The 12,046-nt window shown below is 37.2% G+C and carries 9 protein-coding genes and 1 tRNA gene; 1 reads left to right on the forward strand and 9 read right to left on the reverse strand.

Annotation, left to right across the window (positions count from 1 at the left end; translation table 11 throughout):
* Positions 1–10 precede the first annotated feature (10 nt).
* The 4 genes from nrfD to QL232_RS24125 all read right to left on the reverse strand — a co-directional run bounded on the left by nrfD (position 11) and on the right by QL232_RS24125 (position 6,711).
* Positions 11–1,438 (reverse strand): NrfD/PsrC family molybdoenzyme membrane anchor subunit, encoded by a 1,428-nt coding sequence (gene nrfD, locus QL232_RS24110; protein ID WP_168882025.1) that lies wholly within the window; start codon positions 1,436–1,438, stop codon positions 11–13.
* A gap of 67 nt (positions 1,439–1,505) precedes the next feature.
* Positions 1,506–4,724, reverse strand: a complete 3,219-nt coding sequence (locus QL232_RS24115; RefSeq protein WP_281616097.1) for a TAT-variant-translocated molybdopterin oxidoreductase — start codon at positions 4,722–4,724, stop codon at positions 1,506–1,508.
* Between the two features lie 60 nt (positions 4,725–4,784).
* Positions 4,785–6,035, reverse strand: a complete 1,251-nt coding sequence (locus QL232_RS24120) for a c-type cytochrome (protein WP_281616098.1) — start codon at positions 6,033–6,035, stop codon at positions 4,785–4,787.
* Between the two features lie 605 nt (positions 6,036–6,640).
* Positions 6,641–6,711, reverse strand: a tRNA-Cys gene (locus QL232_RS24125).
* A 209-nt stretch (positions 6,712–6,920) separates the two neighbouring features.
* On the opposite strand from QL232_RS24125, the gene QL232_RS24130 reads away from it, so the two are divergent.
* The gene (locus QL232_RS24130; protein ID WP_168882028.1) at positions 6,921–7,454 is read left to right on the forward strand and encodes an acyl-CoA thioesterase; all 534 of its coding nucleotides are present in this window, start codon (positions 6,921–6,923) and stop codon (positions 7,452–7,454) included.
* Positions 7,455–7,543: 89 nt separating this feature from the next.
* Here QL232_RS24130 and QL232_RS24135 read toward each other — a convergent pair whose 3' ends face one another.
* The 5 genes from QL232_RS24135 to buk form a co-directional block, all read right to left on the reverse strand.
* Positions 7,544–8,566: a phenylalanine--tRNA ligase subunit alpha gene (locus QL232_RS24135; RefSeq protein ID WP_168882102.1), complete on the reverse strand. Its 1,023-nt coding sequence runs from the start codon at positions 8,564–8,566 to the stop codon at positions 7,544–7,546.
* A gap of 255 nt (positions 8,567–8,821) precedes the next feature.
* A complete protein-coding gene (locus QL232_RS24140; RefSeq protein ID WP_168882029.1) occupies positions 8,822–9,286 on the reverse strand; it encodes a peptidylprolyl isomerase in 465 nt (154 codons plus the stop codon).
* A 151-nt stretch (positions 9,287–9,437) separates the two neighbouring features.
* The gene (locus QL232_RS24145; RefSeq protein WP_168882030.1) at positions 9,438–9,692 is read right to left on the reverse strand and encodes a hypothetical protein; all 255 of its coding nucleotides are present in this window, start codon (positions 9,690–9,692) and stop codon (positions 9,438–9,440) included.
* A gap of 13 nt (positions 9,693–9,705) precedes the next feature.
* Positions 9,706–10,899, reverse strand: a complete 1,194-nt coding sequence (locus tag QL232_RS24150) for an SAM-dependent methyltransferase (RefSeq protein ID WP_281616099.1) — start codon at positions 10,897–10,899, stop codon at positions 9,706–9,708.
* A gap of 65 nt (positions 10,900–10,964) precedes the next feature.
* Positions 10,965–12,044 carry a butyrate kinase gene (buk, locus tag QL232_RS24155; protein WP_281616100.1) on the reverse strand — a complete coding sequence of 360 codons (1,080 nt, stop codon included), beginning with the start codon at positions 12,042–12,044 and terminating at the stop codon, positions 10,965–10,967.
* Positions 12,045–12,046: the final 2 nt, after the last annotated feature.

Consider the following 12,046-nt stretch of genomic DNA (forward strand, 5'->3'; position numbering starts at 1 on the left):
AAAATGCTTTTTATAGATCAACTGGAACTCTATCTGCCTCAGGAACTACTTCGTTAGAAATAGTACGACGAGACTTGTACACCTTAGAATCAGAATCTTTCAATACTGATTTTACCTCTGCCATGTTTACTACTGGGAAGTACTTCGCGAATGCTAAGAACAATGTAAAGAACAATCCAAAAGTAAATACATAACACATCACATCATAAATCGTTGGATGGAAGTATAACCATGATGATGGTAAGTAATCACGGTGTAGTGAAGTTACGATAATTACGAAACGTTCGAACCACATACCGATGTTTACTACGATAGAAATAAAGAAGATAAATGGAATATTAGTTCTTAATTTCTTCACATAGAATACTTGAGGAGAGATTACGTTACATGCCATCATTGACCAGTATGCCCACCAGTATTGGCCAGTCATACGGTTTACGAATGCATATTGTTCGTATTCTACACCTGAGTACCAAGCGATAACGAATTCTGTAATATAAGCGATACCTACAACAGAACCAGTAATTGTAACTACTAGTGACATCATTTCGATGTGCTCCATTGTGATATAGTCTTCCAACTTGTACAACTTACGAGTTACTAACATTAGTGTTAGTACCATGGCGAAACCTGAGAAGATCGCACCTGCTACGAAGTAAGGAGGGAAGATTGTTGTATGCCATCCTGGAATTACTGACGTTGCAAAGTCCATTGATACAATTGTGTGTACTGAAAGTACTAGAGGTGTTGATAAACCTGCTAAGATCAATGAAACTGCTTCATAGTGCATCCATGTTTTCGCTGAACCATTAAAGCCCATTGAAAGCATACCGTAGATCAGACGAGGAACTGGCTTAATAGCACGGTCACGGATAGTTGCAAAGTCAGGGACTAAACCAATGAACCAGAATACTAATGAAACCGAGAAATACGTCGAGATCGCAAATACGTCCCAAAGTAGAGGGGAGTTAAAGTTCACCCAAAGAGAACCGTAAGTGTTTGGCAATGGTAATGCCCAAATACCACCAATCCAAGGACGACCCATGTGTACTACTGGCCAGATAGCGGCACAGATTACGGCAAAGATTGTCATTGCTTCTGCAGCACGGTTAATTGATGTTCTCCATTTTTGACGGAATAACAACAATACCGCTGAGATTAGTGTACCTGCGTGACCGATACCTACCCACCATACGAAGTTAGTGATATCCCACGCCCATTGAACTGTCTTGTTAAGACCCCAGCGACCAATACCTGACCACAACAAGTCACCTAAATAGTAACCTCCTGCGAGTAAAAGAACAAGCGATAAGCCCATTCCAGCAAACCATCCCATAGATGGGTTACCTTCTACTGGTCGACAGACATCTTCTGTTATGTCCTTGTATGTTTTACCACCAGTTACCAGTGGTTCACGGACTTTCGATACAATCTGCATTTTATCTTATGTAGAGTATGAATACTAAACTTAATTTGCGAGACCCTCGAGATTAACTCGAAGGTTTCTATGAGTGCTTGGCGTCTTTGTTTCTTACCTTAGCTAGGTAGTAAACGTTAGGACGTGTATTGATTTCATCTAATACATTGTATGCACGCTCTTTCAATTCACCCTCTAATAGTTGGCGAACTCCAGATTCTGGGTTATTCAAGTCACCAAACTTGATTGCACCAGTCGCACATGCAGAAGCACAAGCTGTTGAAACGTCAGAGTCAACCAATGGACGGCCTTCTCTCTTAGCATTCAACTTACCTGCTTGAGTTCTTTGAACACACATAGAACATTTTTCCATCACACCACGAGAACGAACAGTAACGTCTGGGTTTAATACCATCTTACCTAAATCGTTATTCATGTGATAGTCAAACTCCTCATTGTTATGGTATTTGAACCAGTTGAAACGACGTACTTTGTAAGGACAGTTGTTCGCACAGTATTTAGTACCGATACATCTGTTGTAAGTCATTTGGTTCAATCCTTCAGAAGAGTGAGTAGTTGCAGCTACTGGACATACAGTCTCACAAGGAGCATTGTTACAGTGCTGACACATCATTGGTTGGAATACTACTTCTGGGTTACGTGCAGCACGCTCCATTTTAGCATAATCCGTTAATGATGCATTTTCTTCCTCAGTAAATTCTTCTTCTGGACGTTGGCTGTAGTAACGGTCAAGACGTAACCAGTGCATCTCACGACGGTTGATTACTTCTTCTTTACCTACGATTGGCACATTGTTTTCAATATGACAAGCAGTTACACATGCCGAACAACCATCACATGAGTTCAAGTCAATTGCTAATCCCCAGTGGTGATTAGGGTATTCATGAACATCAGCTTCGATTCCTGTTACAGAGTTCCACAATAATGCAGTACCTGGCTTTTGTTCTTTCGGTCTGTGATCATCCTTCTTGTAACCGTCATTATTAATATCCCAAGCTGAGATATCTGTAGGTTTTTCTTTTCCATTATAAGTAGAAATCATTACCTCATGACGAGAAGCAGCAGGGTTCTTCACATATTCTGCTAAAGTAGTTTCCTGGATGATTGACTCACGGCTCATGATAGTTTCATGAGTTTGAGTTTGAGCTACTTGCTCAGTTTCACCAGTTGCTACAACAGAAACACCTGAAGTAATAGCATAAGTCGTAAGACCTTTTGCTGATAATAATGACATTGCATTAAAACCAGCAGCCTCAGCAGCTACTTTACCTACTTTTTCTTGACCATAACCTAAAGCTACAGCAACTACACCAGATGCAAGACCTGGCTGCATAATTACTGGTAGTTTGAACTTACCAGCTTTTGTAGTAACCTCAACAACTTTCTTCTGAGTTTCAAACTCTTGATGAGCTTCTAACTTTTTAGCATCCTCAGGTGAGATTGCTACGAAGTTACCCCAAGTCACTTTTGTGATTGGATCAGGAGTTTCTTGAATATAAGGGTTGTTAGCCATTGCACCATGCCCCATTACTGAAGCAGAGTAAGCTACAAATTCCCAATCAGAAGAAGTTTTAAATTTAGCAGCTACTTTGTTACCTGCTGAAGCAGCATCGAATGAAGCAGAATAATCTACATCACTTGAACCCGCATCATGAACAGATTTATAGCTACCTGTATTTTCTGTTTCGAAAATACCATTGTGTAATGATCTCACCCAGAATGACTGTGCATTTCCTTCGCTAGACTGAAGTGCAAAAATGTCTTTTTTCCAGAATGATTTCACTAACTCATCATACTCTTCTTCAGAACCCATCCAAGTTAAGAATGAATCTTGAGCTTGACGAGTATTAAAGATTTTGTTGATTGTAGGTTGTGCTACACTGAAATATCCTCTCTTAAATTCTGCATCATTCCATGCTTCCAAGAAGTGAGTATCAGGTGCATTGAACGTACAAAGAGCAGCTGTTGCATCTAAACGATCATTTGTCGCTACAGAAAGCTTAGCTTTCTTAATACCTGCTGCAATTTCTTTACCTCTAGCGTAATCATAAACAGGGTTACAGTTATAGAATACAACTGCACCATATTTACCAGCCTTCAATGAATCAACAAATTTGTTCATTTGAACATCTGATCCTTGACGAGTGTAAAGAGGAGTATTTAAATCGATAGTCTTACCGTAGTTCGATAACATTTGGTTGATACCGTTCACTAAAAGTTGAACGTTGATATCATTGATACCTGAAACTACTAAAGACTTACCTTTTGCTTTCAACAATGCCTTAGCAGCACGTGAAATATTAGCGTCTTTGATTGTACCTTTTACAGTAGCGTTACCTGTAGCCTTTGCAACTGCGTTGTAAAGAGCTGCTACTGCCAATCCTTCTTGCGAAGGTTTTAAAGGTGAACGGTAATCTGCTGCAGCACCAGTTAATGTCAACATTGTTTCAAAAGAGAACAATTGAGACATTTTCTTCTTGTTTGGTCCTACTTTACGTGTTGCAGAAAAGTCTGTAGAGAAAATACCAGGTGCTACCCAGTTTCCTAAGAAGTCAGCATTAAAACTAACTACTACATCTGCTTTTCCGAATGCATAAGAAGGAACAGCTGCTTTACCGAACTGTTGTTTATTCGCTTCAATAATTGCAGAGTTGTTGTCTTGGTCGTATGTTACTACTTCCGCGTTAAACTTATCTGCAAATTGATTTAAAACTTTCTTAGTTGATGGTGATACGATAGAGTTTGAAACTACCGCTACCTTACCAGCTGCATTTAAACCTTTGATGATTTCTGCATCAGCCTTTTTCCAAGTAGTTTTTACACCACCCTTAGAAGGATCTTTTGCTCTAGACTCATCATAAAGTCCCATAATAGATGCATTCGCACGAGCAGTAATAGCACCGTTTGAATACTTAGAGAATGTGTTACCTTCAATAAAGATAGGACGACCTTCTCTAGTCTTAACTACTACAGGCATTGCATCAGAACCGTTGAAGAAAGTTGAAGCATAATAGTTTGCTACACCTGGATCAACGTTTTCCGGCTTATTTAGGTAAGGAATAGCCTTCTTAACTGGAGCTTCACAAGCTGCTAAAGAAACCGCAGCTACAGAGAATCCCATTACTTTTAAGAAGTCTCGTCTGTTGCTTTTGAATTCCCCTTCCGAGTTATCACCGTAAGCATCTTTAATAGGAAGATGCTCTGGGAATTCTTTGTCAGCATATTTTACAAATTCAGGGTTGTTGGTTAGTTGCTCAACACCCTTCCAATATTCTTTCTTTGCCATTTCTCTGTTGTAGAAAATCTGTTGAAAGCTTAGTGAACAAAAGGTCCAAAAAGCGACAAATTAGTAGTGACATTTAGCACACTCTAAACCACCAATGTCTTTTACCTTCATTGGTTCTTTAGAAGTAGCATCGTGCATTTCTACCATCTTGTCATAATACGCATTACCTTTTGCGTTTACATCTGTCTTACGGTGACAGTCGATACACCAACCCATTGTTAATAATGAATGTTGTTGTACTACTTCCATCTTCTCGATTTCACCGTGACAAGTTTGACACTCGACACCACCAACTTTTACGTGTTGAGAGTGGTTGAAATACGCTAAATCTGGCAAGTTGTGAACACGTACCCATTGGATAGGCTCGTCATTCTCAATCGCTGCATAGATTTTTTGAATCTCAGGCGAGTTTTGACGGATACTGTTGTGACAGTTCATACAGATGTTCGCTGAAGGGATGTTCGCGTTTTTAGATTTTTCTACACCTGTGTGACAGTACTTACAATCAATCTCGTAATAACCTGCGTGAAGCTTGTGTGAGAATTTGATTGGTTGATCTGGAGCATATCCTTGTTGTACACCGATAGCAAATAAAGCATCAATAGTTACTTTAGCTACTACCATTACGAATACAAAAGAAGATAGTCCGATGAAAATTTGGCTTTTGAAGATAGCTGTTAAGCTAAACTTCTCATTGATGTATGCCTCATCTTCTGGATCAAGACCTTTTTGTTGTCTTAAGTATTGAGTTAAAACGTTAGCTAAAACTACTAATACAATTAAGACTACACCTAGTAAAACTAGTAAACCGATAATCACTCCAACTAATAAGTTAGAAGAAACTACCATACCTTGAGGAGCTGCTGCTGCCTCACCTGTAGCGTCTGCTGCTGCAGCTGCCGGTTTAGCTGGACCTTTTATCGTCGCATCTTTAACATATGCTAAAACCTGTAAGATCTCTTCATCTGAAAGATCTTGGTTAGGCATAATAGTAGGTTTGAACTGATCGTATAATGCTACTGCGTAAGCATCACCACTTTCAATTGTTTTACCTGGATGTTTGATAAAGTTAGTCAGCCACTTGACATCACGACGCTCATAAACATTCTTCAGCGCCGGCCCGACGCCCTTTTCGTGTACTTGGTGACAGGAAGAACAGTTTCCATCGAAAAGTTCCATCCCGGCCGAGATTGCTGCTTCATCAGTAGGAATGCCATCACCCTGTCCAAACACTGATGTGCTTGCCAAGAGTAATCCGCATACTACTGCCAATATAGAACGCAACCTTAATACACTTCTGCCGATACTCATACCATTGAAGTTTTTATACAAAAAATTAGATGAAATATGCAATTGTACATTCGAGTGCAAAACTAATACGGGTACAACTTATTTCAAACTTGTAAACAAATTGGCATTTAATGATAAAAACACAAATATCAACCGCTAATCATTTTCATTTCAGCAACTTACGAGTAAAATAGTGCAATATTTTCTTGTTTAGAATAATTCCAAATTACAAAATTTAATGACATTTGACATCTTTTTACTAATAATCAATATCAGTAAAATGTGTCAACACTCTTAAATTTTGCTAACAAGCTTAAATACTCGGTTGAACAAATATTCAAGTTAATAGAGTAAAAACAGGGTATATTGAAAATAACAACGGGTTGATATCGCTAATCAAAGGAATTTGGAAGCAAGAAACGAACACACTATAAACTAAATAGACTACTCTAATAAGTTATCAATATCTTAAAATAATACTTCCATTTTTTTCAAAAGTGAACTAAGTTTCAACTTAGAAAATCCTCACTGAATCAACTTATATTTTGCACTTTAAAATGTGTAACGGGAAAGAAATTAGGGCAAATAAAAAAGGCCCGAACTATTTCTAGATCGGGCCTTTATAGAGGTGCCAGGCGGATTCGAACCGCCGTACGCGGTTTTGCAGACCGATGCCTAGCCACTCGGCCATGGCACCCTTTACCTTGTAAGACGATGCAAAAGTAATACATCAATTTTAATCTCCCAAACGAATATTCAAAAAAAAGAGTAAATAAAATTTAAGTTTCTGTATACCAAAACAGTAATTTCGTATATAAATTGATTTTATTGTTATTCGGGGATATAATTCATATTTAGAACTAAATTATAATATCTATTTTTGCCCAACTATATATTTAAACACATATGAAATTGGAGAAAAAAGCAAAAGAATCATTTGTAACAAGTGCCGAAATGGTACTTCCTAACGACACAAACCCTTTAAATAATTTAATGGGTGGTAGATTATTACATTTAATGGATGTGGTCGCAGCCATTTCTGCTCAGAAACATTCCAATAGAATTGTCGTAACTGCATCAGTAGATAATGTTTCTTTTAAACATTCTCCTGCTCTAGGCGATACAGTTACTCTAGAAGCTCATGTAACAAGAGCATTTAACTCATCTATGGAAGTCTTTATTAGGGTCTGGAGCGAAAATATTCCGAATGGGACCAAGGTAGAAACAAACAACGCATTTTTCACATTTGTGGCTGTAGATCAATCTGGAAGACCGATCACAGTACCAAAGCTTATACCTGAAACGAAGGAAGAAAAAAGACTCTATGAGGGGGCTTTACAGAGAAGAGAAGTTAGATTGATGATGGCTGGTAGGATCAAAGCAAAAGATGCCACATCATTACATTCAATATTTGAAGATTACAAGAATGGAGCGGAATAGAAAAGCTATTCTTCACCATTAATCTTATATATAAAAAGGTCACCTTTTACAAGGTGACCTTTTTAATTTCATCTAATTTATAATTTTGCTTATAAAGCTGAGAATTGACGTAAGAATCTAAGATCATTCTCGGTAAATAACCTTAAATCATTGATTCTGTATTTCAACATCGTCATACGTTCGATACCCATACCGAAAGCAAAACCTGTATATTCTTCAGGATCAATACCCGAAGCTTTTAATACGTTTGGATCTACCATTCCGCATCCTCCAATTTCTACCCATCCAGTATACTTACAGATGTTACATCCTTTACCACTACAAACAGTACAGCTCACATCAAGTTCGGCTGATGGCTCTGTGAATGGGAAGTAAGATGGTCTTAATCTAATTTTAGTATTAGGACCGAAGAATTCTTTTGCGAAATAATATAAAGTATCTTTTAAATCTTTGAAAGATACATTCTTATCAATATATAAACCTTCTACTTGGTGGAAGATACAGTGTGCTCTAGCTGAAATAGTTTCATTTCTGTATACTCTACCAGGTGATAAAGTTCTAATTGGAGGCTTTTGATTTTCCATCACACGTACTTGCACTGAAGAAGTGTGAGTACGAAGAGCAATATCAGGATCTTTCTCGATAAAGAAAGTATCTTGCATTTCTCTAGCAGGGTGATTTGGAGGGAAATTTAAAGCAGAGAAGTTGTGCCAATCGTCTTCGATTTCTGGACCTTCAGAGATATTGAAACCAACACGCTCGAAGATTCTTGAAATTTCCTCACGAACTTTTGTAATTGGGTGAACAGAACCCATTTCGTTAGGAATATTTGGTAACGTTAAATCACTGTGCTCAATATCTGAAGCTTGTAAAGACTCTAAAGTATCTTGAAGCTCATTAAATTTATCTTGAGCAGCGTTTTTTAAAGCATTCACTGTTTGTCCAAAAGTCTTTCTTTCTTCTGGAGCGATTTCTTTCATTTTTGAAAAAAGATCAGCGATAATACCTTTTCTACCAACAACACCTACACGGAATTCTTCCAGCTCTTCTTTAGTTGCAGCTGTAGCCTTCTCTATTTGTTCTTCAATTTTTTTTATCTGCTCAAGCATAATTTCCAATTATATATTGAGAGTGGTCAAACCACACAAAATTCAATTTATTAGTAAGTAAGATATAATACCATCCCACTTCAACTCGCAAATTTAAAAACTTTCTTATGGTATAACACGAGTTAGGTCATAAAAACCTATTTATGTTCAACTTTTTTATGAATCTTTTCTTATAAAAAAGAAAAAACGCTCCTTACCAAGCGGTAATGAAGCGTTTTTTATATTCAAAGGGAATCGAATCCCGATAAATCACTTTAACTAGCAGTTGCAGTTTCCGTCCTCACACTCAGCGTCGTCACAAACTTCAACTAATTCGATATCGAAGTTTAAGTCTTTACCCGCCATTGGAGAGTTAGCATCAACTTTGATGATTTCTTCAGTCAATTCAACAACAGTTGCTGGAATTGGACCTTGAGGGCTTTGTAAACCAATTTGATCACCTACGTTAGGGTTCATATCTGCAGGGATGTCGCTACGCTTGAACTCGATGATTAAATCTTCACGAGCAGGACCGTAAGCTTCGTCACATGGGATATTTACTGACTTCTTGTCACCAACTTTCATACCTTCTACAGCTGCGTCAAATCCTTTGATCATTTGACCTGCACCTACAGTGAAAGCGATTGGTTCATTTCTGTCATAAGATGAATCAAATTTATCACCATTGTTTAAAGTACCTAAGTAATGTACTTTAACTTTTTTTCCCTTTTCAGCTACTGACATTTGTCTATACTTTAGAATGTTAAGAGCGAACACCCGCTCTAAAATCGTGTGCAAAAATACAAAGATGTCAAAGGTTTACAATAGTTGATTAATAGTTATTTAAAAGTATAATGAAAAATTATCCATTCAACACTAGTAATCAATTAATTAGCTACTTTTTCTTTTTAAAAAGTACTACTAAACCATCCGTATAACTGAAACCCCAGCCACCTGAACCTACGTTCGATGAACTTGCTGAAGATATTGGCGTTACACTTACAAGTTTATAACCTTTTGCAGCATATTTGTTCACACATTCTTCTAATAAAGTAGCCGTACCGTCTCCGCTTACTTTCACTGATCTTAGACGATCAGAAGTAGTACGTCTAGATTCTTTCTTTGTTTTTAAGTATACCGTTTTGTACATAAGATTTGATAGTTTACTGTGATGTTGTAACACGTTCGCATACTACTAAAATTTTCTCGTTGTTTAGTATTGTTGTAGCGAAAATATAGGTATCTCCCCCATCTTTTAATTTCAGTTTTGCTTTTAACTGATCTACTGTTTGAGGAAAATTACGCACAGATAAATTTGCCTTAGCGTTAGGGATTTCTTTCTTCACCGCTTTTTTCTGTACAGGCACTGTTTTATTGATTAAAAACCTTCGTCCAGGAAAGTTTTCTAAAAGAGTATCCGATGTATAGAGGTGTGTGTTTAGGTGTAATTTTTTCAAGCCAAATTGACTTGCGATTACTTTAAAGCCACCACCTTTCATGACAGAAGCATTTGGTTCGTATAAATATTGTTGCAATTCACTTGCCAATTCTACTTCTAAGTACTCTTCATCCTCATGAATAAACGAAAAAGTAACAGTTTCTTCCTTTCCCTTTAAATCAACACAATGAATATTGGTTTTATCCAACTGATTTTGAAAATCGACCAAGAACAAAACTTCTTTACATTCTCCATCTACTGCCACTACCCAAACATCCGTTACTTTCTCTAATTGACGTAAAGTGTGTTTTATATCAATCATTGGAGATAACTTGATCAATAAAGTCGGTGACTTTTGTTGGAAGAGGTCAATGTGTTCTAAAACATTTGGCTCACATTCATCAATGCGAACAAGTTTTCTATTCTCCTTATCTCTTCTTGCCGGGTCTATATAAATAGCGTCTAACTCAATATCACTTTCTGCTAACCACTGCAAACTATCACCATTGATTACAGTAATGTTTTCTCTTCCTAAGACGTTAAAGTTCCTTTGTGTTACTTCTGATAAATCCTCTTGTCTTTCAGCATATATCACTTGATCAAAAGAATATGAAAAGGCCCAATCATCTACACCCATTCCACCTGTGAGATCGATAAGTGTTTTTCCTTTGATTAAGCTTGCTTTATGCTTTGCTGCTCTTTCTGATGAACTCTGCTCCAAAGGTACCTTCGCAGGATATTCTATATCAATGTTGTTATACCAAGCCGGAAGTTTCTTCTTGGCTTTTTGTCTTGATACTATTTGATGTGCAGCTACCTTGCTATCTACATCAATTAGTTTCTGAGACATCAATACCACATCCGTTGGATTGGCTTTTTCATTGTTTAAAATAAATTCTTTGGTTGCTTTGTTTATCATTGATTATAAAAAATAAATATACATCTGATGATCAGTTTAAATTTTCATCAGATGTATATAAGTTTCTAAAATTCAGTTGAGCCATATCTCTTCGGTGTTGTTTCATTATTCAACACTCTATTACCATTCAGAGCTAATGCCCACATTTCATCTTCCCCAGGGAAAATTTCAACATCAGCAATATGAGCTACTTTTTCTGTAATCTTATCTGTCAACCATTTCCCGTAGGCCATTCCCCCTGTTATAAGAATTGCATCTACTTTATTTTCTAATGGGACAGTCATACTACATATCTCTTTTGCTACTTGATAGATCAAGGCTTCCATTACCGCTAACTCTTCCTCTTCACCTACTTTCGCTTTATCCTCTATTTCTTTTGCATCGTTAGTACCTAAATAGGCGGTCATTCCCCCTTTACCTACTAACATGCTAATCATTTCTTCCTGAGTATATGCACCACTAAATGCAGCTCTAATTACATCTCCTACAGGCAAAGAACCTGACCTTTCTGGTGAAAATGGCCCTGAACCATCTAATGCCTGATTCACATCTACTACTTTACCTAAAAGGTGTGCACCTACAGAAATACCTCCACCTAAATGAACAACAATTAATCTTAATTCATCATAAGATTTGTTGATTTTTTTCGCATATGATCTAGCAACAGCTTTTTGATTTAATGCATGAAAAACAGAAACTTTTGGAAACTTCGGATGTCCAGATATACGAGCAACATCTGATAATTCATCTACGACTACTGGATCTGCGATACATGCCTGTACATTTCCTTCTTGTGCGATATCAAATGCTATTTTAGCCGCCCAATTGCTAGCATGCTTTCTTGGTGTTTCCTTTAAATCGTGAAGTAGATCTTCATCTACTAGATACACCCCAGATTCAATAGGTTTTGATAGGCCACCTCTCGCCATCACAATATCTAAATCAGAAAGAGCAACAGACTTTTCCTTTAAAAATTCAATCACTTTTTGCTTTCTGAAATTTAGTTGTTCTTCTTCTTCCTGAAACTTGTTCAATTCTTCAGTAGAATGTCGTAATGTTTGAGTGTAAAGCTCATTTTCACCATCATAGACCGCCACTTTTGTTGAAGTGGATCCAGGATTGATGACTAATATTTTATGACTCATAA

The sequence above is a fragment of the Flammeovirga sp. SubArs3 genome, from assembly GCF_947387565.1.
Lineage (GTDB): Bacteria > Bacteroidota > Bacteroidia > Cytophagales > Flammeovirgaceae > Flammeovirga > Flammeovirga agarivorans.

What these genes read in the sequence shown, in the direction of transcription:
- nrfD (WP_168882025.1), bottom strand. Translation starts at nt 1,438, where the DNA reads ATGCAGATTGTATCGAAAGTCCGTGAACCACTGGTAACTGGTGGTAAA.
- QL232_RS24115 (WP_281616097.1), bottom strand. Translation starts at nt 4,724, where the DNA reads ATGGCAAAGAAAGAATATTGGAAGGGTGTTGAGCAACTAACCAACAAC.
- QL232_RS24120 (WP_281616098.1), bottom strand. Translation starts at nt 6,035, where the DNA reads ATGAGTATCGGCAGAAGTGTATTAAGGTTGCGTTCTATATTGGCAGTA.
- QL232_RS24130 (WP_168882028.1), top strand. Translation starts at nt 6,921, where the DNA reads ATGAAATTGGAGAAAAAAGCAAAAGAATCATTTGTAACAAGTGCCGAA.
- QL232_RS24140 (WP_168882029.1), bottom strand. Translation starts at nt 9,286, where the DNA reads ATGTCAGTAGCTGAAAAGGGAAAAAAAGTTAAAGTACATTACTTAGGT.
- QL232_RS24145 (WP_168882030.1), bottom strand. Translation starts at nt 9,692, where the DNA reads ATGTACAAAACGGTATACTTAAAAACAAAGAAAGAATCTAGACGTACT.
- QL232_RS24150 (WP_281616099.1), bottom strand. Translation starts at nt 10,899, where the DNA reads ATGATAAACAAAGCAACCAAAGAATTTATTTTAAACAATGAAAAAGCC.
- buk (WP_281616100.1), bottom strand. Translation starts at nt 12,044, where the DNA reads ATGAGTCATAAAATATTAGTCATCAATCCTGGATCCACTTCAACAAAA.